General features: G+C 71.3%; 24 protein-coding genes and 1 riboswitch. Of the genes, 15 read left to right on the top strand and 9 right to left on the bottom strand.

All coding sequences use genetic code 11. The annotated features are described in order from the left end of the window. Position 1: 1 nt before the first annotated feature. Positions 2–83: riboswitch (S-adenosyl-L-homocysteine riboswitch) on the bottom strand. Positions 84–144: 61 nt separating this feature from the next. From BBK82_RS44405 to BBK82_RS44380, 6 genes are all read left to right on the top strand, one after another. Next, entirely contained in the window at positions 145–975 is an 831-nt protein-coding gene (locus BBK82_RS44405) for a patatin-like phospholipase family protein (protein ID WP_065920273.1), read from the top strand. 126 nt (positions 976–1,101) lie between these two features. Then, positions 1,102–2,754: a glycosyl hydrolase family 8 gene (locus tag BBK82_RS44400; RefSeq protein ID WP_065920272.1), complete on the top strand. Its 1,653-nt coding sequence runs from the start codon at positions 1,102–1,104 to the stop codon at positions 2,752–2,754. 22 nt (positions 2,755–2,776) lie between these two features. After that, positions 2,777–4,222 (top strand): HEAT repeat domain-containing protein, encoded by a 1,446-nt coding sequence (locus BBK82_RS44395; protein ID WP_065920271.1) that lies wholly within the window; start codon positions 2,777–2,779, stop codon positions 4,220–4,222. A gap of 55 nt (positions 4,223–4,277) precedes the next feature. Next, positions 4,278–5,573: a serine hydrolase domain-containing protein gene (locus tag BBK82_RS44390; RefSeq protein ID WP_065920270.1), complete on the top strand. Its 1,296-nt coding sequence runs from the start codon at positions 4,278–4,280 to the stop codon at positions 5,571–5,573. A gap of 7 nt (positions 5,574–5,580) precedes the next feature. Beyond that, positions 5,581–6,276, top strand: coding sequence for a MerR family transcriptional regulator (locus tag BBK82_RS44385; RefSeq protein WP_065920269.1), 696 nt, complete (start codon positions 5,581–5,583; stop codon positions 6,274–6,276). Positions 6,277–6,380: 104 nt separating this feature from the next. Continuing rightward, positions 6,381–6,668, top strand: a complete 288-nt coding sequence (locus BBK82_RS44380) for a hypothetical protein (protein WP_065920268.1) — start codon at positions 6,381–6,383, stop codon at positions 6,666–6,668. Here the strand turns inward: BBK82_RS44380 and BBK82_RS44375 are convergent. Then, the gene (locus BBK82_RS44375; RefSeq protein ID WP_065920267.1) at positions 6,652–7,719 is read right to left on the bottom strand and encodes a class I SAM-dependent methyltransferase; all 1,068 of its coding nucleotides are present in this window, start codon (positions 7,717–7,719) and stop codon (positions 6,652–6,654) included. The genes BBK82_RS44380 and BBK82_RS44375 overlap by 17 nt on opposite strands. 56 nt (positions 7,720–7,775) lie before the next feature. On the opposite strand from BBK82_RS44375, the gene BBK82_RS44370 reads away from it, so the two are divergent. The 3 genes from BBK82_RS44370 (at position 7,776) to BBK82_RS44360 (ending at position 10,829) form a co-directional block, all read left to right on the top strand. Continuing rightward, positions 7,776–8,660 (top strand): DUF5829 family protein, encoded by an 885-nt coding sequence (locus BBK82_RS44370; protein WP_065920266.1) that lies wholly within the window; start codon positions 7,776–7,778, stop codon positions 8,658–8,660. Between the two features lie 12 nt (positions 8,661–8,672). Beyond that, positions 8,673–9,317 (top strand): hypothetical protein, encoded by a 645-nt coding sequence (locus BBK82_RS44365; RefSeq protein WP_065920265.1) that lies wholly within the window; start codon positions 8,673–8,675, stop codon positions 9,315–9,317. Between the two features lie 705 nt (positions 9,318–10,022). Beyond that, entirely contained in the window at positions 10,023–10,829 is an 807-nt protein-coding gene (locus BBK82_RS44360) for a LuxR C-terminal-related transcriptional regulator (RefSeq protein WP_065920264.1), read from the top strand. A gap of 2 nt (positions 10,830–10,831) precedes the next feature. Here the strand turns inward: BBK82_RS44360 and BBK82_RS44355 are convergent, their stop codons facing one another. Continuing rightward, positions 10,832–11,170 carry a winged helix-turn-helix transcriptional regulator gene (locus BBK82_RS44355; RefSeq protein WP_065920263.1) on the bottom strand — a complete coding sequence of 113 codons (339 nt, stop codon included), beginning with the start codon at positions 11,168–11,170 and terminating at the stop codon, positions 10,832–10,834. A 65-nt stretch (positions 11,171–11,235) separates the two neighbouring features. Between BBK82_RS44355 and BBK82_RS44350 the strand changes: the two genes are divergently transcribed. The 5 genes from BBK82_RS44350 to BBK82_RS44330 all read left to right on the top strand — a co-directional run bounded on the left by BBK82_RS44350 (position 11,236) and on the right by BBK82_RS44330 (position 14,673). After that, complete coding sequence (locus BBK82_RS44350; protein ID WP_065920262.1) at positions 11,236–12,312, top strand: alkene reductase; 1,077 nt, start codon at positions 11,236–11,238, stop codon at positions 12,310–12,312. Position 12,313: 1 nt separating this feature from the next. After that, positions 12,314–13,042, top strand: coding sequence for an SDR family NAD(P)-dependent oxidoreductase (locus tag BBK82_RS44345; RefSeq protein WP_065920261.1), 729 nt, complete (start codon positions 12,314–12,316; stop codon positions 13,040–13,042). A gap of 149 nt (positions 13,043–13,191) precedes the next feature. Continuing rightward, positions 13,192–13,656 carry a hypothetical protein gene (locus tag BBK82_RS44340; RefSeq protein WP_065920260.1) on the top strand — a complete coding sequence of 155 codons (465 nt, stop codon included), beginning with the start codon at positions 13,192–13,194 and terminating at the stop codon, positions 13,654–13,656. A 93-nt stretch (positions 13,657–13,749) separates the two neighbouring features. Beyond that, a complete protein-coding gene (locus BBK82_RS44335; protein ID WP_065920259.1) occupies positions 13,750–14,415 on the top strand; it encodes a TVP38/TMEM64 family protein in 666 nt (221 codons plus the stop codon). 78 nt (positions 14,416–14,493) lie between these two features. After that, complete coding sequence (locus tag BBK82_RS44330) at positions 14,494–14,673, top strand: hypothetical protein (protein ID WP_065920258.1); 180 nt, start codon at positions 14,494–14,496, stop codon at positions 14,671–14,673. A gap of 110 nt (positions 14,674–14,783) precedes the next feature. Here BBK82_RS44330 and BBK82_RS44325 read toward each other — a convergent pair whose 3' ends face one another. The 4 genes from BBK82_RS44325 to BBK82_RS44310 all read right to left on the bottom strand — a co-directional run bounded on the left by BBK82_RS44325 (position 14,784) and on the right by BBK82_RS44310 (position 19,441). Beyond that, positions 14,784–14,987, bottom strand: coding sequence for a cold-shock protein (locus tag BBK82_RS44325; protein ID WP_065920257.1), 204 nt, complete (start codon positions 14,985–14,987; stop codon positions 14,784–14,786). A 193-nt stretch (positions 14,988–15,180) separates the two neighbouring features. Next, positions 15,181–16,332, bottom strand: coding sequence for a cytochrome P450 (locus BBK82_RS44320; RefSeq protein ID WP_065920256.1), 1,152 nt, complete (start codon positions 16,330–16,332; stop codon positions 15,181–15,183). Next, a complete protein-coding gene (locus BBK82_RS44315; protein WP_065920255.1) occupies positions 16,329–17,939 on the bottom strand; it encodes an FAD-dependent monooxygenase in 1,611 nt (536 codons plus the stop codon). The genes BBK82_RS44320 and BBK82_RS44315 overlap by 4 nt, the downstream gene beginning before the upstream one ends. Beyond that, entirely contained in the window at positions 17,936–19,441 is a 1,506-nt protein-coding gene (locus BBK82_RS44310; RefSeq protein ID WP_083268619.1) for a flavin monoamine oxidase family protein, read from the bottom strand. The genes BBK82_RS44315 and BBK82_RS44310 overlap by 4 nt, the downstream gene beginning before the upstream one ends. Before the next feature lie 160 nt (positions 19,442–19,601). Between BBK82_RS44310 and BBK82_RS44305 the strand changes: the two genes are divergently transcribed. Then, positions 19,602–20,393 carry an alpha/beta hydrolase gene (locus tag BBK82_RS44305; RefSeq protein ID WP_071812904.1) on the top strand — a complete coding sequence of 264 codons (792 nt, stop codon included), beginning with the start codon at positions 19,602–19,604 and terminating at the stop codon, positions 20,391–20,393. 46 nt (positions 20,394–20,439) lie between these two features. Here the strand turns inward: BBK82_RS44305 and BBK82_RS44300 are convergent, their stop codons facing one another. Genes BBK82_RS44300 through BBK82_RS44290 form a run of 3 tightly spaced genes read right to left on the bottom strand, consistent with a single transcriptional unit; the run spans position 20,440 to position 23,704 of the window. Continuing rightward, complete coding sequence (locus tag BBK82_RS44300) at positions 20,440–20,922, bottom strand: flavin reductase family protein (RefSeq protein ID WP_237047919.1); 483 nt, start codon at positions 20,920–20,922, stop codon at positions 20,440–20,442. Then, positions 20,919–22,151, bottom strand: coding sequence for a cation:proton antiporter (locus BBK82_RS44295; protein WP_418287474.1), 1,233 nt, complete (start codon positions 22,149–22,151; stop codon positions 20,919–20,921). Before BBK82_RS44295 ends, BBK82_RS44300 begins: the two co-directional genes overlap by 4 nt. Positions 22,152–22,156: 5 nt before the next feature. Next, complete coding sequence (locus tag BBK82_RS44290) at positions 22,157–23,704, bottom strand: tryptophan halogenase family protein (protein WP_071812808.1); 1,548 nt, start codon at positions 23,702–23,704, stop codon at positions 22,157–22,159. Position 23,705: the final 1 nt, after the last annotated feature.

The raw sequence follows: 23,705 nt of genomic DNA, 5'->3' as shown, positions 1-23,705 counted from the left end.
GTAGTCGGAAGCGCCCTTGTTGCGTGGTGACTCGACGCCGAGCGTGGCAGGCGCGAGGGCCTGTTGCAGCGCTTCTCGGCATCGCCGGAAGTCTACCGCGACGACCACGGGCCAGGAAACCGTCCCACTGCCTAGGATGGCCGGATGACTGGCGGACGCGCATTGGTGCTGGGCGGTGGCGGTGTCACCGGAATCGCTTGGGAGACAGGACTTCTGCACGGACTCGCAGAACACGGCGTCGACCTGACAGGAGCGGACCTGTTCGTCGGCACGTCGGCCGGTTCGGTGGTCGCGACGCAGTTGGCGGGCGGTGTGCCGCTCGGTGACCTGTACGGGAGCCAGCTGTTGCCGCCCGATGGGGAGATCCCGGCCCGGCTGACCGGCTGGATGGTCGTCCGGTATGCGCTTTCCTACGCCCTGCCGGGTTCCGGAGCCGCGAAACGCGCCCGGCTGGGACGGGCGGCGTTGCGTGCGAACACGCCGTCGGAGGCGTCGCGGCGGGAGGTGTTCGAGAGCCGGTTGTCCATCAAGGACTGGCCCTCGCGGGCGTTGAAGGTGACCGCGGTGGACGCCGCCGACGGGCGGTTCGTGGCGTTCTCCCAGGAGAGCGGCGTGCCGCTGGTGGACGCGGTCGCCTCGTCGTGCGCGGTGCCGCTCGTGTGGCCGCCGGTGACGATCGGCGGGCGCCGGTACATGGACGGCGGGATGCGGTCGGTGGCCAACGTGGACCTCGCCGCCGGGTGCTCGCGGGTCGTCGTGGTGGCGCCGTTGACCCGTGCCATGACCAAGGCCGCGACCCCGCAGGCGCAGGCCGACCGGCTGGGCGTGCCGTCGATCGTGGTCAGCCCCGATGCGACGGCGCTGGCGGCGATCGGGAAGAACCTGCTGGACCCGGCCCGCCGCAAGCCCGCAGCGGAGGCCGGGTACGCCCAGGCCGCGTCGGTCGCCGAGGCCGTTCGCGCCGTCTGGAACTGAACCGCAAAGGATCACTGTTCGAACGCGCACAACTGGCTCAGACCCCTTGTTCGAGGGGTCTGACCTGCATAGCGTCGCCCTGCACCTCGAACTGGCAGGTTTGTTGACCAATTGCTGGAGGCGGCTGTGGGCGGCAGAACGACGGCGTTGGGCGCGGCCGGGCTCGTGCTCGGCCTGCTCGTGGCGGGGGTGACCAGCGCGGAGGCGGCGGATCCACTGGTCTCCGCCGGCAAGGCGGTGACGGCGTCCTCGATCGAGGGAACCGGGTTCGAGCCGGCGAAGGCGGTCGACGGCAGCTCGTCGACCCGCTGGGCCTCGCTGGAGGGCCAGGACCCGCAGTGGTTGCGGGTCGACCTCGGCTCGGCGCACGCGATCAGCCGGGTCAGGCTGAGCTGGGAGGCCGCGTACGCCAGGTCGTACCGCGTGCAGACCAGCGTGGACGGTGCGGCGTGGACCGACGTGTACTCGACCACCAGCGGTGACGGTGGCACCGACGACCTGACCGTGTCCGGCTCCGGGCAGTACGTGCGGGTCTACGGCACCGCGCGTGGTACGAGCTACGGCTACTCGTTGTGGGAGCTGGAGGTCTACGGCGCACCGAGCGGCACTCCTCCGCAGCCGGGGCTCGGCCACCCGTTCGGCAGCAGGCAGACCCCGTACGCGGCCGGGGTGCTGCGACCGTCGGGCAGCACGTCCACGTTGGACGCGAAGGTCGTCGACTTCTACCAGCGCTGGAAGGCCGCGTTCGTCAAGCAGAACTGCGGCAACGGCTGGTGCCAGGTCATCTCACCGGACGCGAAGTTCCCGTACGTGGCCGAGGCACAGGGCTACGGCATGGTGATCACCGCGACGATGGCGGGTGCCGACCCGGACGCGAAGAAGACCTTCGACGGCCTGCTGAAGTACAAGCTCGCCCACCCGTCGGTGAACAACCCCGACCTGCTGGCCTCCGAACAGGACGCCGCGTGCCGCAGCGTCAACGGCGGCGACAGCGCGACCGACGGCGACATGGACACCGCCTACGGCCTGCTTCTCGCCGACCGGCAGTGGGGCAGTTCCGGCACCTACAACTACCGGCAGATCGCGGTCCGCAACATCAACGCGATCAAGAAGAGCCTGGTCAACCCCGCCACGAACCTGCTGCTGATGGGTGACTGGTCGACCTCCGGCAACAGCAGGCAGTACTACGGCTCCCGGTCCTCGGACTGGATGAGCGACCACTTCCGGGCGTTCCGCAAGGCGACCGGTGACTCCGCGTGGGACACGATCCGGGTGAAGCACCAAGACCTGATCGCCTCGCTGCAGTCGAAGTACGCGCCGAACACCGGTCTGCTGCCGGACTTCGTGCAGGACACGAACTCCACGCCCAAACCCGCCGTCGGTGAGATGCTCGAACGCGACGACACCGACGGCACGTACTGGTACAACGCCTGCCGCGACCCGTGGCGGATCGGCGCGGACGCGGCGCTGACCGGTGACGCCAGGTCGCTGGCCGCCGCTCGCAAGATGAACGCTTGGATCAAGTCCAAGACCGGCGGTGACCCTGCGCGGATCGCGGTCGGGTACCAGCTGAACGGCACGCAGATCAGCGGCGGCAGCGACGCGGCGTTCGTGGCGCCGTTCGCGGTCGCGGCCACCACGGACCCCGGCAGCCAGGCGTGGCTGGACGCGTTGTGGAACAGGATGCTGGCCACGCCGATCAGCACGAACACCTACTTCGGCGCGAGCATCCAGCTGCAGGTGATGATCACGGTGACCGGAAACCACTGGATCCCCTGACCCGACCAGCTCTAATGGTGCGATGGGGATCGCGAAGGCGCGCCGGATCGCACAGCACGCACACCGGGGACAGCTCGCCGGCGACGGCGAGCTGTTCCTGGACCAGCTGGAACGTCTGGTGGGTGCTGTCGAGGAACGCGGCGGCGGATGGGTGGCCCGGCAGGCGGCGTGGCTGCACGCCGTGCCCGCGACCGGGGTGGACCTGGCGCGCCTGGACCTGCCGTGGCGGGTGCTGCGGGTGGTGGAGGCGTTGCAACCGGAGTCGCCTTGGTCGGGGCCTGTGCTCGCTCGGCTGAGGCAGTTCCCGGACGCTGTCCTGGTCCACGACGTGCTGACCGCCGACCGTCCCGCTCACCACCGGCCCGAAGTCCCCGTGGACGCGTTGCCGCGGTCGCCGGTTGACCGGGAACGCTTGCTGCGCGAGGCGGAGTCCGCTTTCCCCGGCGTGGCCGGCGCCGCGATCGCTGAGCTGACCGGTGCGGGGGACGAGCGCGAGGTCGAGCTGCTGCGCACGGTGATGCTCAGGCCAGAGCGGGAATGGCGCTGGGCCCGCCGCACCGCGCGGGCCAGGCTGACCGCGATCGGTGGTCCGGCGGCAGTCGCGGCCTTGCGGCAGTGGGTGTTCAGCCCACTGGACGTGCCGTGGCGTGATGACCGGGACTGGCTGCGCCGCAACGCGGCGGACGTGGTGCCCCGGCTGGTCGAGGTGGTGTCCGACCCGTTGTGGTCCTACGAGGCGGCGTTGGCGCTGGGCGAGCTGCGGGTCGCCGAGGCGGTGCTCCCGTTGTGCGAGAGCGCGCGGACGGCCGATCACCCGGTCATGCAGGTCGAGGCCCTGGGCAAGATCGGTTCCGCCGAAGCGCTGCCGACGCTGGTCGAGCTGCTCGGGCATCGCAACCCGGAGGTCCGCGACCACGTGCTGCGTGCGCTCGCGCGGATCGGCGACGACCAGGTCGTCGACGTGGTGCTCGAAGCGTGTGAGGACCTCGACCCGCGCGTGCGGGACCGGGCGGCACGCGTGCTCGTCAGGCTCGGCGACAGCCGAGCGGTGCCGCGGCTGGTCCGCCTGTGCGACACCCGGCACGCCGCCGCGGCAGCCGACGCGTTGACCCGCATCGGCGACCCGCGCGCGTTGCCGACGCTGTGGCACCTGTTCCAGCACCACGAGGACAAGGCGGTCCGGCACGCGGCCGGACGCGGGTTGGCCCGCATCGAAGGCGAACAGCAGGTGGTGTACCCCGGCGACGTGCTCGTCCTGCGCGCCCACGTGTGGCTGCTCGGCCACAAGCCGGACTGGCACCACCACCGCCTGGAACAGTCGGTCAGGCACGCCGACGCGATCGTGCGAGCCCGCGTCGCCGAGGCGTACGGCCGGCTGGGCACCGGTGCCCAGCACCTCCGCGTCCTGCTCGACGACCCCGACCCGCGCGTTCGAGCGGCCGCCCGGTTCGCGACCGCCCGACAGTGACCTGGGTCACCGCGGGTTGACCCTGACCCCGGGTCAAGGCCCGAGGGTTCCGGTCATGGACAACGACTTCATCGCGGAGACCGCCCGCCGCTTCAGCATCCCCGGCGCCGCCGTCGGCGTCTTCCACAACGGCGAGGAGCACCTCTTCACCCACGGCGTCACGAGCGTCGAGAACCCGTTGCCGGTCAACGAGGACACGCTGTTCCTGCTCGGCTCGGTCACCAAGACCTACACCGCCACCGCGATCATGCGCCTGGTCGCGGCCGGCCGGGTCGAGCTGGACGCGCCGGTGCGCCGGCACGTGCCGGAGCTGCGGCTCGCCGACGACCGCGAGGTCACCGTCCGCCAGCTGCTCAACCACACCTCCGGCCTCGACTGGGGCACGCTGGCCGACACCGGCGAGGGCGACGACGCACTGGCCAGGCACGTCGCCGAGCTCGCCACCCTGACCCTGGTCGGCGCGGCGGGGGAGCGCCCGTCCTACAGCCAGTCCGGCTACAACCTGGCCGGGCGGATCATCGAGAACGTCACCGGCCAGACCTACGAGCAGGCGATGTCGGCGTTGGTGCTGGACCCGCTCGGGCTGAGCGGTACGCACTTCGACCGCGACGCCGTGATGACCCGCCGGTTCGCCGTCGGCCACGAGAAGGGCGAGATCGCCCGCCCGTGGCGGCACTGGCGGGCCAACAACCCCGGCGGCGGCATCGCGGCATCGGTGCGAGATGTGCTGCGGTGGGCTTGTTCTCACCTCGACGCCGACGACCTGGCCGAGATGCGCCGCCCGACGGCCCGGTTGCGCGGCAGCAACCTCGGCGACGCGATCGGCGTGGGCTGGTTCCTGCGCGAGATCGACGGCGTCCAGGCCATCGGGCACGGCGGTTCGTCGAACGGCCAGTTCGCGGAGCTGCTGCTCGTGCCGTCGCTGGGCTTCGCGGTGGTGTCGATGGCGAACCAGGGCCCGGACGGCATCCCGTTCAACCAGGCGGTCGTCCGGGAGGCGCTGCGTGCGCACGCCGGCCTGCTCGACCGCGACCCGGACCCGTTGCCCTACAACGCCTCTGCCGCCGCGGAGGTCGCCGGCTCCTACGACAACGACGCGATGGTGATGACCATCGAGAACACCGGGTCGGGCCTGGTGCTGGAAGTCCTGATCCGCCCGGAGATCCGCGCGAACGCCGAGATGGACCTGCCCGCCGACCACGCGCCGTTCCCGATGGCCCTGCTGCCCGACGACGAGTACCTGCTCACCGAGGGCGCGTTCACCGGCCAGCGCGGCTTCTTCACGCGATCCTCTGACGGCCGCATCATCGGCGTCGACCTCGCCGGACGCATGTTCGGCCGAGTGCGATGATGGCGCCATGATCACGATCGGGCAGCTCGCGAGGTACGCGGGCGTGACGATCAAGGCGGTCCGGCACTACCACAAGGTGGGCCTGCTGCCGGAGCCCGCGCGTGATGCCTCCGGCTACCGCCGCTACACCGCGCGGGACGCGATCGACCTGGTCAAGATCCGCACCCTGGCCGAGGCCGCGGTCCCGTTGGCGCGCATCGAAGAGCTGCTGCGCGCCGACCCCGCCGAGTTTGCCGCGTCGATCGCCGAGATCGACGCGGCACTGCGCCGGCGCGAGGAGGAGATCCGCCAGGCCAGGGAACGCGTGACCCGCCTGCAGGCCGGCGCCACGCTGTTCGTCACCGCCGAGGCGGCCGCACTGCTCGACCGGCTCGCGGAGATCGGCGTCAGCGCGCGGGGCGTCCAGATGGAGCACGACGTGTGGATGCTCATGCAGGCCGTCGCACCGGCCGAGGCGGACGTGTGGCTCGCCGACAAGACCGCGGCGCTCGCGGATCCCGAGTTCCAGCGGATCTACCTCGACCACGACGAGGCGTTCGACTGGTCACCGGACGACCCGCGGCTGCCCGAACTGGCCGCGCGGGCTCGTGCGTGGCTCGCCGTGCGGCCGGAGATGCCGATCGCCGATCCGGAGGTCACGCGGCTGGCGATGTCGGCGGCGGGGGCGTCGTCGCCGGCGTGGGAACGGATGGCGCAGCTGTAGTCGGAGTCTCGCCATGGTGTTCGACGACGGGGTGTGGCAGACGCACCCGGAAGACTTCCAGCTGCAGTAGAACGGCCACCTGGCTGGGGTTCGGCGACGGCCTGGTGGACCACCTCCTCACCGCTGAGCACCCGCTCGTGATCCTCGTCCTGAAAGGCGTCGACCGGGCTCGTGACCAGACCTCCGTGCACGCCCTGCTGGACGACCTGGCCTCGATTGCCCGCTGGCACCTGCTGTCCGGCAGGCGGTTCCTCTGCCTCGTCGAGACCGACGACACCGAGTTCAGCACGCCCACGCCGGGCGGCGAACAGCCCTCGTGGAACCGTCACGAGTGGCTGCTCCGGCACCGCAACGGCGAACGTGTCCTGCCGTGGATCACCCCAGCGTCCTGAGGAACTCGGGACCACCCTCCTCGGCGTTGAGTCCTTTCTCGACGAACGCGATGTTGTGGTGGAACGAGATCCCGCTGATGTTCCGCTGCACGTACCCGCCATCGACCCGGGGATCCTCGACCTCCGCCAGGTTCAAGCCGTCCACAAAGGACTTCAACATCCCGATCGACGTGCCGGGACCACCGTCGGCCGCACCACCCCAGCTCGGCCAGTACGCGGTCTGCAGGTCCTCGACCACGTACAACCCACCCGCGCGCACGTGCGGGAACAACGCGTGGAACGACGTCTGCACGTGGTCGTTGCGGTGACTGCCGTCGTCGATGACCACGTCGAACGGCCCGAGCCGCGAACCCAGCAGGTCCAGGAACCCGGCGTCCGACTGGTCACCCCGCACCGTCATGATCCGCGGCCCGGCCACGGTCTTCGCCACGACGTCGAGCCCGTGGACGAGACCGCGCTGGAAGTACCGCTGCCACATCCGCAACGACGCGCCGCCGCTCGCCGGGTCGTCGTACCCGCCGATCCCGATCTCCAGCACCTTCACCGGCTTGGTGCGCAGCCGGGCGAAGTGGCGTTCGTAGTGCTGGGTGTACCAGTGCAGGTCGCCCCACTTGTCCGACCCGAACCGCACCGCCAGCGTGCCCAGGTCCTCGCGGTGTGGCCGCAGCGCGCTGAGCACCGCGTCGACCGCCTCGGGGTAGCCCTTCCTGCGGTGGAACCAGGCACCCATGCCGCCCTCGCCGAGCTCGGCGGCCGGGGTGCGGACCGCGAGGCTCGGCCAGTGCTGTTCGGTGCCGTAGAGGGTGCGCACGGCGTCGGCGAGGTCGAGGCAGACGACGTGGTCCGACGCCGTGGCCAGGCAGGACGTCACCGACCCGGCGAAAGCGAGGTCGAGGCGGACGTCGTGCTCGATCTCGCCGATCTCGGCCAGCACCGCCGCGACGACCGCGTCCGGGCCCAGCCGGCGGATGGTGTCGTCGAGCAGGTCCCTGCCCGCGGTCGTGGCCTGCAGCAGCGGGGCGAGAACCGACCAGCGGGCGGTGTCCAGCACTGTTCCCCCTTGTTCGGCTTGAGTCCGGGTCGAGTGGGCTCTCCTACGATCCCATCATGGGGATTCGACGCACGGCGAGCGTGATCTTGGCCCTCCTGCTCGTGGCGGTGTCCGCAGGGACCGCACAGGCAGGGGAGCGGCAGTTGCTGTTCTACAACCACGCGTGGGGCACCTACGACCGCGTGACCGCCGACGCGGTCGAGCACTCCGCCTACCTCAGGGCGTTCGCGGACTTCGAGGTCCGCACCACGACCGGCGCCGGCGGCGAGGTGTGGACCGGCCGCTACCTGCGTGGCCGCGAGACCTACCTGGAGATCTTCGGTGTCGGTGACGCGCCCGGTCAGGACGGGTCGCTCGGGTCGGCGGGGCTGGGGCTGTCGACCGAGCACGACGGCGACATCGCGGCGGTGCGGGACCGGCTGGTGGCGCAGGGCGTCACGCCGATCGAGTTCCTGCAGACCCGCGACTTCGGCGACCACGTGCCGGTGCCGTGGTTCGACGCGGTGTTCGGCTTCGAGCACTACGACCGCTTCGGCGCGTGGGCGATGGAGTACCGCGACGAGTACTTCGCCGACCCGCGCGGCAAGACCCAGCCCGCCCGCCACCCCGGTGACGTCGGCCGGGAGCGCTACCTGCCGGACGACTACCGCAACCACCTGATGCGCGACATCACCTCCATCGAGCTCGCCATCACCGAACGCGACTACGCCAACACCCTGCCGTTGCTGCGTGCCGGCGGGTTCAAGCTCAAGACCGACTCGCGCGGCGTCACGGCGTTGCGCGGCGGCACCACCATGCGGTTCGACAAGGTGCAGATCGGACAGACCGGTCTGAAGCGGATCGAGTTCGAGCTCAACCGCGGCGTCGCCAGGCACGTCGAGCAGCTCGGCGGCTCGACGCTGGTCGTGGGCCCGGGCAAGCGCGCGGTCTGGACTTTCTGACACAGTCGGGTCATGTCGCTGGTCTGGAGGGAACGCGAACAGCTGGCCGCGCTGGCCGGTTCCACGGGCGGGGCCGTGCAGCTCGCCGGAGCCGGCCGGGCGGAGCTGCTAAGCACGCTCTCGCCCGCCGTGTCCGTGACGTGTGTCCCTTCCGAACAGCACCTGCCCCACGCGGCGCTGCACCAGGTCCTGCAGCCGCTGCTCGGTGGTCTGTCCACTGTGTCCTCACCGCGCCGGGCCGCCCTGGAGGCGGCACTCGGGCTCGCCGAGGGCGTCCCGTCCGTGCACGTCGTAGGCCTGGCCGCGCTCGACCTGCTGGCCGGTCGCGGTGTCGTCGTGGTCGAAGACGCGCAGTGGCTCGACGCGGAGAGCCGCGAGGTGCTCGGCTTCGTGGCGCGCCGGCTGGCCGGATCGGGCGCCGTGCTGGTGGTGGCGGCCGACGTGCCGGTGTTCGACGGGGTGCCGGCGCTCTGCTCGGCCGACGACCTGCTGCACGCGGCCGAGGAAGCCGCTGCTGCGGGCCGCCGTGACGAGCTCGAGCGGATCCTGGCGGAGGTGCGCGGCCGGACCTCACCGTCCGCCAGCGCGCGCTGGCCGCGTGGCTGCCGACCTCGTTCGACGACGGCGTGGGCCAGGGCGCGGGCCCGGCCGAGCTGATCGGGCTGGCCGAGGCCGTGGTCGCCGACGGGGACACCGAACTGGGCCTGCGGATCTTCTGGAGCGTCGCGATGCGGTGCTTCTGGACCGAACCGGGCTCTGAGGTGCGCGAACGCATCCTGGCCGTCGCCCGCGACCTGGCACTGGACCCGCGCGACCCGCACGTGCTGGCGATGCTGGCGTACGTGGCGCCGATCGAACAGGGCGACCGGGTGATCGCGGGCCTGCGGGCGGCGCTGGGCTCCTCCGCACCCCGCGAGACGAAGGGCCTCTTGGACTCGTCGGCGCCTCGCGAGGCGGAGGACCTGGCGGGCTCATCGACGCCCCGCGAGGCGGGGGGCCTGGTGGGCTCGTCGGCGCCTCGCGAGGCGGAGGACCTGGCGGGCTCGTCAACGCCCCGCGAGACGAAGGGTCTGGTGGGCTCGTCAACATCGCGCCCGCGCCCTTCCGCGAGCTCCGTGCCCGGCGCCGACCCGCCACCGCCCGCCTGCTCGGCAGCGCCGCCCTCCAGGTGGCGCGTTCGCCGAGTCCGTCCGCTTCTCCGCCGCCGCCCAACGCGGCTTCCGCGCCTCCGGCCAGTTCGGCCTGCTCACCCGCGCCCTCGCCGTCGAGGCCTGGAGCCGCACCCGCCTCGGCGACCTCGCCCACGCCGAACCCGCCGCCCACGAGGCCCTGCGCCTGGCCGGGGAAACCCACCAGCCCTACATGCACGGCCTCGCCGCCGTTCTCGCCGAGCTCGCCGCCTGCGCGCGACTACGCGGCCGTCGCCGACCTCGCCGCTCCGCCGAACGCACCGGCCTCGCCGCAGGGCCCGCCGGTCCTGGCCACCGTCCAGCTCGCCGCGCCCTGGCCGCACTCGGCGAGGGCCGCTACACCGACGCGTTCGCCGCCGTCCGCCGCGTCCACGACCCCCGACCCGCCTACCAGCTCGCCCTGCGCCGCTACACCCTGCCCGAACTGGCCGAGGCCGCCGTCCGCAGCGGCCACGCCGACGAGGCCGCCAAGCTCGTCGAGGGCCTCGACAGCGCCACCACCTCACCCGCCCTGGCCAGCGGCCTGCGCTACGCCCGCGCCCTGCTCGCGTCCGACGAGGACGCCGAATCCCTGTTCACGACGGCGTTGGACGCCCACGACACGACCGGCTGGGACCGCGCCCGCGTCCAACTCGCCTTCGGCGCCTGGCTGCGCCGCCAACGCCGCGCCACCCACGCCCGCCCACACCTGAAAGCGGCAGCGGAGGCGTTCGAGGCGTTCGGCACCGTGGGCTGGGCAGCGCGCGCACGGGAGGAACTGCGCGCGTCCGGTGAAACCCGCCGCGGTGGCGGCGGACTGACCGAACACGAGCTGACGATCGCGCGGCTCGCGGCGGACGGGTTGACGAACAAGGAGATCGGCGAGCGGATGAACCTCTCGCACCGCACGGTCAGCACGCACCTGCACCGCATCTTCCCGAAGCTGGGCGTGACGGCGCGTTCTGAGCTCGGTGCGGCGCTGGCCGGGCAGAACCGCTGAGCTCAGCTCGGTTCGTGCGTCCACCGGGTGATCGCGTCCACCGCGCTGAGCAGGCTCAGACCCCGTTCGGTCAGCTGGTACCGCACCTGCACCGGCATGCTCGGCACCACCTCGCGGTGCACCAGGCCGTGCTGCTCGAGCTCGGTCAGGCGCACCGACAGCATGCGGGGCGAGATGCCGCCGACCATCCGCCGGTACTCGCTGAAGTGCCGCGCGCCCCTCGCCCCGGCCAGCATGATCGCCGAGGTCCAGCGCTGTGAGACGAAGCTCATGATCCCGCCGGCGGCCTCACAGCCGGATGAGTCGATCACCTGCGCGTTTGCTGCCGTCGACCTGGTCACTTACCCACAGTAAGCCCGTTACCGGTCGATTGGCAACGTTGTCGTCCCGGCCGAAGCTCAGGATCATGAGTGACACCAACGCTTTCTCGCCCCTCCGGGTCGGCGCCACGACCGTCCGCAACCGCCTGGCCATGGCCCCGATGACCCGCAGCCGCGCCACCGACGAGGGTCTGGCCACCGCGTCGACCGCCGAGTACTACCGGCAGCGCGCCGGTGCCGGCCTCATCGTCACCGAGGCCACCCAGATCAGCCTGCGCGGCAAGGCCTACCCGACCACGCCGGGCATCGCCACGCCCGAGCAGGCCGAGAGCTGGCGGCAGGTCACCGACGCCGTGCACGAGGCCGGTGGCACCATCCACCTGCAGCTCTTCCACGGCGGCCGCACCGGCCACCCGACCATGCGCGGCGGCCTGGACGCCCACGCCCCCTCCGCGGTCGCCGCCCCCGGCCAGACCTTCACCCCCGACGGCATGAAGGACCACCCGGTGCCCGCGGCCATGACCGCCGAGGACATCCGCACGACGCTCCAGGAGTTCGCGACGGCCTCGGCACTGGCGGTTTCGGCGGGCTTCGACGGCGTGCAGCTGCACGCGGCCAACGGCTACCTGCCGCAGCAGTTCCTGTGCCAGAACACGAACCTGCGCACCGACGAGTGGGGCGGCAGCACCGAGAACCGCATCCGGTTCGTCGTCGAGGCCGTCCGCGCCATGGCCGGCGCCGCCGGTGCCGACCGCACCTCGCTGCGGATCTCGCCCGCCAGCACCATCCAGGGCATCGACGAGGGCAACACCGAAGAGCTCTACGAAGCCATGCTGGGCGAACTGGCCGGCGACGGCCTGGCGTTCCTCGACGTCTCCGAGACCCCCGGCCGGCGCGAGCTGACCACGTTGCTGCGCAAGTCCTGGCCCGGCGTGCTGGTGCTCAACCCGCACCGCACCGCCGACCCGGAAGCACCCCACGACCGCGTCGACGACGGCTTGGCCGCCGGTGCCGACATCGTGGCCCTCGGCGCCGCCTGGCTCGCCAACCCCGACCTGGCCACGCGCATCGTCCAGCGCGGCCCGTACAACGAGCCCGACAACTCGACCTTCTACGGCGGCACCGACCGCGGCTACCTCGACTACCCGCGGCTGGCGGCCTGAGATGGGCAGACTGGCAGACCGCACCGCCGTGATCACCGGCGGCACCGCGGGCATCGGCCTCGCCACCGCCCGCCGCTTCATCGCCGAGGGCGCCCACGTCCTGATCACCGGCCGCCGCCCCGATGTGCTGGCCGAGACCGTCACCGAGCTGGGCCCCGCGGCCACCGGGGTGTGCGGCGACGCGAGCGACCCCGGCCACCTCACCGAGTTGCTGGAGGCGGTGCGTTCCGCGGGACGAGGCCTGGACGTGCTCTTCACCAACGCGGGAAGCGGCACCTTCACCCCGTTCGGCGAGGTCAGCCCGGACACCGTGGACAACGTGCTGGCCCAGAACCTGCGCGCGCCCTACCTCACCGTCCAGACCCTGGCCCCGGCGCTCAACGACAACGCCTCGGTGGTGCTGATGTCCTCCATCGGCGCCACCGCGGGCCTGCCGGGCCTCGGCATGTACTCGGCGGCCAAGGCAGGCACCCGCTCACTCGCCCGCACCCTCGCGGTCGAGCTGGGCGGGCGTGGCGTGCGGGTGAACGCGGTGAGCCCCGGCTACATCGACACCAGCACCGACCCCGGCGCCCGCGAGTACCAGCGGGCGGGAGCGGCGGGCATCCCGCTGGCGCGGGTGGGGCAGCCGGAGGAAGTGGCTGCGGCGGTGCTGTTCCTGGCGTCGGACGACGCCAGCTACGTCACCGGGTCGGACCTGTTCGTGGATGGAGGGCGGAACCAGGTCTGAGCGGGCGGGCCCGGCTCGGTGAACCGTGCAGGCGGTCCGGACTCGCCGAGAAGCCTGCGGAGGACGTCGCGTTCGGCCAGAGTGCAGCCTCGGCGGTTGCACTCCGGCCGTCGCGGGTTCGAGTCGCTCGGAGAAGGTCGAGGTAACGCGTGGTTCAGCTCTCGTTCGACGTGCCGGGTGCCGGTGAGCCTTGGGGCGACACCTGGACGTTGCCCAAAGGGTCCGATCCGGCAGCTGTCAGCGAGATCGATCTTTGCTACAGGTATTTCGGAGTGCGCGTGAGGTTCGTGGTCGATCAGGTCGACGTCATCTCGGACCGGAGATATCTGCCTCTGGTGGACCTGGCCTTGTCCCTGGTCAACGCAACGGACCGTCTTTCTGCTGGGCGAGATGCCACAATCGACTTCACTGAGAGCGAAGAGGTGATTCGCCTGCGGGTGGAGGGTTCTCAGGTCGCCATCACGTCTTCGAAGCGTGCTTGGCGGGCTGTTGCCGGACGCGAGAAGCTCGTGGGGGAGATGAGGAACTTCTTGCGAGGGGCTTACTCCCGGCTGACCGGGCAAGTTCCAGGGTTGGCCGAGAACCCGGTCGTGGAGGGGCTTCGGGTGGAGTGACCGCTTGAGATCCGTCGGGCACGCGGATCCAGCTGGACAACGCGAAAAGCCGCTCGCATCCGGTTCCTCCTGACTGGCCTATCATCGAAGGCGATGACCAGCGAGAAAAGCCCCAAGCGCGACCTGCGTGCGATCACGCTGCTGGTGCTGGTCATCGCGCTGATCGTCACCGCCGCCCTGGTCGACCTGCCCGAAGTGGCCGAACTGCGGACCTCGATCCAGGCGATGGGCGGATGGGCGCCGCTCGCGTTCCTGGCGTTCGGCGCACTCGGCACGCCGCTGTTCTTCCCCAAACCCGTGCTGGCCACGGCATCCGGCCTGCTGTTCGGTGTCGTCACCGGCGCGGCGCTCGCGGTCGTCGCCTTCACGGCGGGCGCGTTGATCTCGTTCTGGGTGGGCCGGTGGCTGGGGCGTGAGGCCGTCGAGCGCAGGCTGGGTGGGCGGTTGCGGGTGCTGGACGAGGTGTTCAAGGCCAACGGGCTCGCGGCCACGGTCGTGTTGCGGTTGTTGCCCGTCGTGCCGTTCGCGGCGTCGAACTACGGTGCGGGCGTCACGGCGGTGCGGCCCGTGTCGTTCGGGGTGGGGACCGCGATCGGGCTGGTTCCGACGACGGTGGTGGCCGCGTTCCTCGGTGATGCCGTGCTCGACCTCGGTTCGCCGCGGTCGGTCGCGGCCGCCGCGGCCTGGCTGGTGCTGGCGGTGACCGGGGTGGTGTGGGGTGGCAGGTTGCTCCGGCGGGCGGCTGTCGCGAACAGCTGAGGGGTGGAGCCTGCTCCACCCCGCGGACGGCAGTGCGGGGGATCGTCGGGGAGACCCGTGCTCACTAGCGTTTCCGGCATGACGAACACCAGGACGAACACCGGTACCCGCACTCTGCTGTGGATCGCGCTCGCGGTCTTCGCGGTCTGCAACGCCGCCAGCTCGATCATCGGGCTCGGCATCGCCGTCAACATCGCGTTCGGCCTGCTCACCCTGCTGAGCGGGGCCGCGCTGGTGGCCAGCTACCGCCGGCGTTGACGAGCCGGGGCGGACGCCGTGGGAGACGCCAAAGCCCGGCCCGGGGATCGAAGTGATCCCCGGCCGGGCTTCGGACTGCATCAGCGCCCAGGGGCGGCTGACAGAAGAACCTAGGCGGGCACGACGTTGTCGGCCTGCGGGCCCTTCTGGCCCTGCGTGATCTCGAAGGAGACCTTCTGGCCCTCCTGGAGCTCACGGTAGCCCTGGGCGGCGATGTTCGAGTAGTGAACGAAGACGTCGGCGCCGCCGCCGTCCTGCTCGATGAAGCCGAAACCCTTTTCGGCGTTGAACCACTTCACAGTTCCGGTGGCCATGGGGACTCCTTTGATGACACGGCGACTCGCTGGTGCGAGAGCCTGGGGTGATCCGCCATGGCCTGCGGAAACGCCGAAACAGCAAAAAGCCCGTGACACGAGATCACGGGGCGACCTGGTACTTCGTAACCATGACTGATGGCAACAGCTTACACCACAGAGGTGGCCGGGTGCACGCACCCGGCCACCGGACTCAGTTCGCGCGGGTCACGACAACGCTGTGCGGGCCGTGGAACACGATGTCGTGCGGGAACTTGACGCTGTCCACTGTGAACTCGCCGAGCGCCGGCAGCAGGAGGCCGAGGCCGATCTCCAGTTCGGCGCGGGCCAGGGTGGCGCCGAGGCAGTAGTGGATGCCGAGGCCGAAGCCGGTGTTGCGGCCGCCGGTGGGGAAGCGGGCGGGGTCCCGGTTCGCCGCGCCGAGCAGCACCATCACCTTGGTGCCGGCCGGGAGGGGGAAGCCCGCGACGACCGCGTCCTCGTGCGCCCACCGGCCGACCGCCTGGACGGGCGGGTCGAAGCGGACCAGCTCCTCGACGGCCGCCGCGGTCACGCCGCAACGCAGTTCCGCCAGTGCGGCCGGGCGGGAGGACAGGGCCAGCACGGACTTGCTGAGCACGTTCGTCGTGGTCTCGTGGCCCGCGGTCATCAGGTGGACGCAGGTGCCGACGATCTCGTCGGACGTCAGCGGTTCGCCGCGGGTCTGGGCCGAGACCATCAACGACACCAGGTCGTCACCGGGCTCCGCACCCCGCTTCTCCGCCAGAGCGAGGAAGTAGGAGGTGAGCTCGCGCGCGGCCCGGTCGGCGACGGCGTGCGCGTCCGGGTTCGCGGCTGCCCGGACGCTGCTGGCCTGCTGGAGGTCGACGGCCATCTCGCGCAGCCACTCCCAGTCCGCGCGCGGCACGCCGAGCAGTTCGGAGATCACGAGGATCGGCAGGGGAGCGGCGAAGCGTTCCACCAGGTCGAACGTCGCAGGCAGGTCGGCGAGCAGTTCCGCGGCGATGGCGGCGATCCGGGGCCGGAGGTTCGTCACCACGGACGGCGAGAACTCCCTGTTCAGCACCGACCGCAGCTCGGTGTGCCTGGGCGGGTCGAGGAAGACGAGCCAGTTCTCGACGAGGGTGCGCAGGGCGGAGGGCATGGACACCGGGCTGCCGCCGCCGGAGGGGGAGCGGCGGCCGAACGCGGGGGAGGTCAGGACCTCGACGGCGGCGTCGTGGCCGAAGACGTAGCAGGTGCCGTCGGCGAAGTGCACGGGTCCGGCCGCCAGGTAGCGGGCGAAGACCGGGAACGGGTTGCGCAGGTCCTCGTCGGACCAGTCGCGCAAGGAGAACGGCTTCACCGGGCACCACCGCGCACGACGTCGGCCAGCGAACCCGCGTCCGCGGGCAGTTCGGTGCCGCGCCAGGCCACGTGGCCGTCGGGGCGGACGAGGACGAACGGGCGTTCGTAGGCGGCCGCGATCTCCGGCGAGTCCAGCACGACCGCGCGGAACGGGATCCCGCGTGACTCGAACGCCGCTGTGAACGAGTCCAGGAGCGCGGACGGTTCGAAGTGCACGAGCACGAAACCGTCGCCGAACAGGTCCAGTGTGGACACCGAGTCCTTCACCCACGCGTGCGGTGCACGGGAACCAGGCCGGGTGTTCGGCCTGCGGTCCTCCAGGTTCGTCGCGGTCGGGTCGTCGACGACGAGCGGCGAACCGGCGTAGGTGAAGCCCAGGTGGATCTCCGGCGCGTCGAACTCGCGGGCCACGCCACCGCGCTGCAGGCCCTCGCTGATCTTCGCCCGCATCGCCGCACCCTGCGGGGTGTCGTCGTTCAGGAACGGCGGAACCTCGCGGCGCATCGCCCGTTCCAGGTTGCGGTTGGCCTCTTCCAAGCCCTCGAACGCCACCGGCTGGCGCTCGGTCGTGTAGCTGTCGAGCAAGCCAGGGCCCGCCCAGCCGCGCAGCTCGGCGGCCAGCTTCCAGCCGAGGTCGGCGGCCCCGCAGATGCCCGTGTTCATGCCGAAACCGCCCGAAGGCGACAACGTGTGGGCCGAGTCGCCGACGAGGAACACGCGACCGGAGCGGAAGGACTCGGCGACCCGGTGGACGAGGTGCCATTCGTTGTCGGACAGCACCTCCACCGGGGTGTCGAAGGCGATCGCCTTGCGCACCAGCGTTTCGGCGTCCTGCAACGACTCCGGCGAGCCCTGCAGGCCGACGGTCATGCGGTAGAGCTCTCGGCCGTCGAGAGCACGGACCGGGAACCGCAGCGCCGAGGAGATCATGAGGTAGAAGAAGTTCGCGACCCGTGAGCCGAGCTGCGCGCGCAGTTCCGGTGCCCGGAACAGGATGTTGCGGAACACGAGCGTGTCGTGCACGGCCGGGGCGGCGATGCCGAGCTGTTTGCGGATCGGCGAGCTCGCGCCGTCACACGCGATCAGGTACTGGGCCCGCACGGCCACACCGTCGCTCAGCACCGCGGAAACACCGGTGCCGGACTGCGTGAACGACTCCAGGCGCGTGGTCATCCGCACCGGGCCGTCCGGGTGCACGCCCACCTCGGCCCGCAGCAGGGGACCGAGCCAGTGCTGCGGGCAGATCGCGTCCGGTTCCGGGGTGTGCCGGAAGTCGGGACGGGTGGCCATCGTGTGGCGGGGCAACCGGAACAGCTCGTGACCGCCGATCCTGGTGGTCCACACGCAGTCCAGCGGGTGGTCCTCCGGCCAGCCGGAGTGGCGGACGGCGTCCGCGACGCCCCAGCGGCGGAAGAACTCCATCGAGCGCGGGCCGATGCTGGAGACCTTCGGGTGGCTGACGCTGCCGTCACCGGCCTCGACGAGGACGAAGTCCACGCCGCGCGAACGCAGTTCCAGTGCGGTGGCCATGCCGGCCGGTCCGCCGCCGACGATGACCACTTCGGTGTCGAGCAAGGAGTTCTCCCCTGAGTTCGTGCCGTTCACGCCGCGCCACCACGCATGCGGCGGTATCCGGACGCCACCAGCGGGCGTTCCAGCGGGGTGGCGGCGTGGATGTCCTGTGCGGCGGCCAGACCGGACTCGATCGCACCCTCGATCCAGGCCGGGTAGGTCGAGCAGTGCTCACCGGCGAAGAACAGGGTGCCCTGCGGTGTGGCGGCCAGCGCGCGTTCCTCTTCGGAGGTCGCGATGTCCTTGCTCCACCGCACGGACGCCGCGCCCATGCTGGAGAAGTCCTCGCCCCAGGCCTGGGTCACCACGTCGAGCACCATCCCCGGCGTGTTCAGCTCGGGGTGGATCTTGCTCAGCTCGTCCAGCACCACGCGTTCCCGTTGCCGAGGAGGCAACTGCGCCAGCGCGTCCGCGTCCGGGCCGATGGTGTAGCTGGCGAGCAGCGCCGCACCGAGCCGGGGATCGCTCTCCACCGGCGGGTAGTAGGTCTGGCGCACCAGGCCGCCGGTGAACGAGCCGCCGCCGCTGATGCCGTCGCGCTCCCAGAACGCCTCGCGGCAGTGCACGGCGATCTTCGTGGCGGGCCAGTACTGCATGTCGTGCACGGTCGCGAGCTTGTCGTCGGCCATCCCGCTCAGCCTCATCCGCCGCACCACCGAGAACGGCACGGTGCACAGCACGTAGTCGCAGTGGCTCGCCACCACGTCCAGGCCGCGCCGGGTCTCCACGACCACGCCGTCCGGGCGCACGTGCAGGCCGACCACCTCACGGCCGCGGTGCACCGGGCCGCGCAGGCGTTCGGCGAGCCGCACGGGGATCTGGTCCATCCCGCCCTCGAGCCGGAACAACGCCGACGACGTCTCCACGGTGATGTCGTCGAAGAAGTGCGCGAGCCGGCTGCGCGCGGCGAAGCGGGGGTTGCCGGCGAAGAACCGGTTGACGTCCACGCGTTCGACACCACCGGTGCTGGCCAGGAACGGCCGCACGTCGATGCCGTCGAGCAGGTCCAGCAGCTCCAGGTTGAGGTCGCTGTGCAGCTCGGTGCGGAACGCGCCGGGCGCCACGGCGTTCACGCTCGCGGTCAGCCACGCCGCCGCGAGCACGGACTCCTCGCGGTACTCACCGGGTGGCAGGCCCTGGCGGAACTCCTCGACCAGCACCGAGGTCGCCTCGCGCACCCGGAAGTGGCCGGACGGCGTCTCCAGGTAGCTGGCGTCGTCGGAGAACAGCGTGCGGAACTGCCGGACCCGGTCGCTCAGCCCGAGCAGGTCGATCCACTGCATGGTCCGGTGGTGCGAGGCGGGGATGCGCATGGCCCCGAGCTCGGCCAGCGGTCCGCGGCCGACGAACCCGTGCGTGCGGACCCGGCCACCGACCGCCAGCCGCGCCTCCAGCACCTGAACGCTGTGGCCCAGGCGTTCCAGCTCGTGTGCCGCGACCAGGCCGGCGACCCCCGCGCCGAGCACGGTGACGCGCTTCGGCTGCTGCTGCCAGTGGGGTACGCCCGACAGTACGTTCGTGTGCACCGGACTCATGGCTCGATCGTCCCGGTCCGGCAGGCGCCTCCACATCCCCCGGTGCGCCCCCGATGACCCCGTTCATACCGCGCGACACAACGGTTTCTGCCCACCGCGCGGGTGCGGGGGACAGTCCACCCCCGACACTGGCCACAAACTCATCCGAGGAGGCCTTGTGATGCCGGTGCACACCGCTGACGTCGTCCAGCGAACGACGACCGTGCGGGGACACGACGGCTTGCGGTTGGCCGCGACCGAGGTGGTGCCCGGTGACCCCCGCCGCACGGCCCTGTTGCTGCACGGTGAAGGCGCCGACCGCGACCAGGGCGGGTTCTACGCGCGGCTGGCCGGAGAACTGGCCCAGCTCGGCGTCGCCACCCTGCGCGTCGACCTGCCCGGCCACGGTGACAGTGAGGGCACGCAGGCGGAACTGAGCCTGTCCGGCCTGCTCAACGTCATCAGCGCCGCGACGGCCCACCTGCGCGAGCACGTCGCCGACGGCCCGGCCACCCTGGTCGCGACCGGCCTGACCGGCGGTGTCTCGGCCGGTTACGCCGCGCGCAGGGGCGCGGAGGTCGCGAAGGTCGTGCTGTTCAACCCGCTCATCGACTACCAGGAGCACTTCGCCGACACGAACCCCGCGTGGTCGGGCGGTTTCCTGGACGCGGAGGCGGGACGGGCACTGCTCGCCGACGGGCACCTGCGGGTCTCCGACACGTTCGTGGTCGGCCGGGCGATGCTCAACGAGGTCTTCTGGCTGCAGCCGCGCGGGGTGCTGCCGGTGGTCACCGCGCCGACCCTGGTGGTGCACGGCGCCGGCCCCACCGGCGTGCCGGTGTCCTCGTCCCGCACCGCGGTCGAGGCGCTCACCTGCCCCAGCAGGCTGGTCGAGATCGCCCCGCCGTTCGACGCCCACTGGCAGGCCCCGGCGATCCGGGTGACCACGGAATGGCTGCTCGCAGAACACTGACGCACAACGGAAACGGGCCCCTGCGGTGGCAGGGGCCCGTTTCCGGTCAAGCGCTTCGCGGCCAGGAAGCGTACTGGCGCAACCCGTAGAGCAACGGCTGCGCGGCCGACCGGTGCACGACCCGCGTGACCTTGCCGAACACCACCACGTGGGTGCCGGTGCGGTGCATGTGGTCGACCTCGCAGTCCGCCGCCGCGTGCGCGTCGTCCACCAGGTGCGGCCCGCCCACGGACTCCGGCTTCTCCCAGGAGATCCGGTCGAACCGGGACGGGTCACCCGACGAGAACAGCTCAGCCGCGGACCTGGCACCGTCGTGCAGCAGGTTCACCGTGAAGGAACCGTTGTGCACCAACGCGTCCAGCGTCGGGCTGAGGTGCCGCAGGCACACCAGCAACGTCGGCGGGTCCAGCGACACGCTCGACAACGACGACACCGTCATGCCCCACGGCGTGAGCTCCCGGTCGAACGCGGTCACGACCGCGACCCCGGTCGGGTACGCCGCCATCAGCGAACGGAACTGCGCGCTCACACCACGACCTCCTCTCGTGCCGCACCGGCCCTCCTGGTGATCAGGTCCAGCAGCGGACCGGTGAGCGCCGTGGTCACCAGCGCCATCACCAGCAGCGCCACGAACAGGCCGGGCGTGAGCAGACCGGCGGCGAAACCGACCTGCAGCACCACGATCTCGGTCAGCCCGCGCGTGTTGACCAGCACGCCGACCCGCAGCGAGGTCACCTCGTCCTCACCGCCCCAGCGGGCACCGGCGTACCCGCCGCCGACCTTGCCGACGATGCCGAGCACGAGCGCCAGCGCCACCCCGGCCCACGGGAACGCGGTCACCCCGCTGGTGGACAACGTCACGCCGGCCACCACGAAGAACACCGGGACGAACGCCCGGCCCACCTTGCCCACCAGCCCGACGACCCGCGACCACGCCTCGTCCTTCGGCACCATCATGCCGACCACGAACGCACCGAAGATCGCCGTCAGCCCGAGCGAGTGCACCGCCGCACCCGCACCCAACGCCACCACACCGAGCACCAGTGCGGTCGTGCGCGGCCGGTCGGATGCGGTCCCGGCCACCGCGGCGTTCCGCAGCACCCTGTTGCCGCCCACCGCGAGCAGCGCACCGACCGCGATCGTCGCGAACGCGAGCCACACCCCGCCGAGCCCGCCCGCGGTCAACCCGAGCGCCACCGCCAGCAACAGCCAGGCCGGCGTGTCGATCAGCACCGACGCCATCATCGACAGCCCGGAGGCGCGGCCCAGGTCGGACCGCTCCTCCAGGATGCGCGCGAGCACCGGCACCGCGGTGACCGACATCGACACCGCGAGCATGATCACCAGCGCGACCACCGGTGCCGTGCCGCGCACGTCGGCGGGTGCCAGCCAGAGCGTCCACGCGGCGAACGCGAGCCCGGTCAGCAGCGGGACCACGAACGCGCCGAAGCTGATCCGGCCGAGCGCCCGGCCACGCCACCCGCCCGCACCCCGGTCGAGGTGGTGCACGACGCCGACGAGGAACAGCACCAGGCCCGCCTCGCCGACCTGCTTCAAAGTCGCGGTGACGTCCTTCGGCAGCACCGCGGTGAACAGGTCCTCCCCGAACGCCGCCAGCAGCACCGGGCCGAGCAGGATGCTCAGCGCGATCTCCCCGACCACGGTCGGCATCCGCATCGCCCGCGCGAGCACCCTGCCCAGCGCCGCGACGACGTAGAACGCGACCAGCAGCGCGACGAGGTGGAGTGCGTTCTGCACCACCATCACCTCGCTCGGTGCAGCTGCGCGAAGTACTCGTACTGCGTGGGCAGCGTGCGGGCGAGCTCCGCGGCCTGTTCCGCGACGAGCTTGAACTCGTGCTGCGCCGACGACCGGTCCATCAGGCCCAGCGCGGGCGACGACTTCAGCTCCAGCCCGCCGAGACCGAGCAGCATGCAGACGTACGAGTAGGACTCGAACCCGTGGTAGTGCGGGAAGACCGACTCGTTGTCGGGCAGCCGGGTCTGCCAGCGCTCCAGCCGCTCGGCCAGGCCGTCGGGCAGCGGGCGGGTCTTGGTGTCCTTCCAGTACTGGTTGTCCTGGCGCTTGGCGGCGTAGTAGTGCACGACGAGGAACTCGCGCACGCCGTCCATGACGTTGTTGACCAGCCTGTTGTACGACGTGCGCAGGCCGTCGTCCCAGCGCGCGTCCGGGAAGTGCTTCACCAGCTGCTCGATGCCGTGCTGGATGAAGAAGATGCCGGTGGACTCCAGCGGCTCGACGAACCCGCTCGACAGGCCGATCGCGACGCAGTTGTTGACCCAGTGCCGCTTGCTGCGGCCGATGCGCATCTTGATGTGGTTCGCGTCGGCGTGCTCGGCGGCCGGTCCGACGAACGCGCGCAGCGTCCGTTCCGCCTCCTCAGGCGTCGTGTAGTCGCTGGCGTAGACGTACCCGGTGCCGATCCGGTCGAACAGCGGGATCGTCCAGATCCAGCCGGCCTCCTGCGCGGTGGCCGTCGTGCACGGGCGCAGGCCGCGGTTCTCCATGTCCTGCGGCACGCGCAACGCCACCGCGCTGTCGTTGGGCAGCGACGACTGGTACGACTCGAACGGCTCCTGCAACGCCTTGCCCAGCAACAGGCTGCGGAAGCCGGTGCAGTCGATGAACAGGTCGCCGGTGAGGTCGCCGTTCTCCTTAGTGACCACGTGGCTGATCCAGCCGCGGTCGTCCAGCGCCACGTCCTGCACGTCGTCCAGCACGTGCTTCACACCGCGCGCGACCGCGTAGTCGCGCAGGTAGTTCGCGACCAGCGTGGCGTCGAAGTGGTAGGCGTAGGGGAACTGGGTGGTCTGCTCGGCCAGCGTGGTCCGGTAGCTGCTGCGCTCGCCCAGCCCGCCCTCGAACAGCTCACCGCTCATGTGCCGCGGCGACTTCAGGTCGTCGCACAGGGTGCCGACCAGGAAGCAGTCCTTGTCGAAGCGGTCCGACTTCGGCTCCCGCAGCCACCAGTCGGTCAGCGGGAAGCCGTCGACGACCCGCTGGCGTTCGAACGGGTGGTAGAAGTGGTGCCCCGGCTCACGCCAGTTCTCGAAGCGGATGGCGAGCTTGTAGGTCGCGTTGCAGGCCGGCATCCACTCCTTCTCCTCCAGGCCGAGGTACTCGAAGAAGTGCCGGACCGTGCTGAACGTCGCCTCGCCCACGCCGATCGCGCCGACGCGGGCCGACTCGACGAGCGTCACGTTCACCCGGTCACCGAACGCGGCCGTCAGGTAGGACGCGGTCATCCAGCCGGCCGTGCCGCCGCCGACCACCACTACGTTCTTCAACATC

It is taken from the genome of Lentzea guizhouensis, from assembly GCF_001701025.1.
Classification (GTDB): Bacteria; Actinomycetota; Actinomycetes; order Mycobacteriales; family Pseudonocardiaceae; genus Lentzea; species Lentzea guizhouensis.
This window is presented reverse-complemented; position numbering and strand designations above follow the sequence as displayed.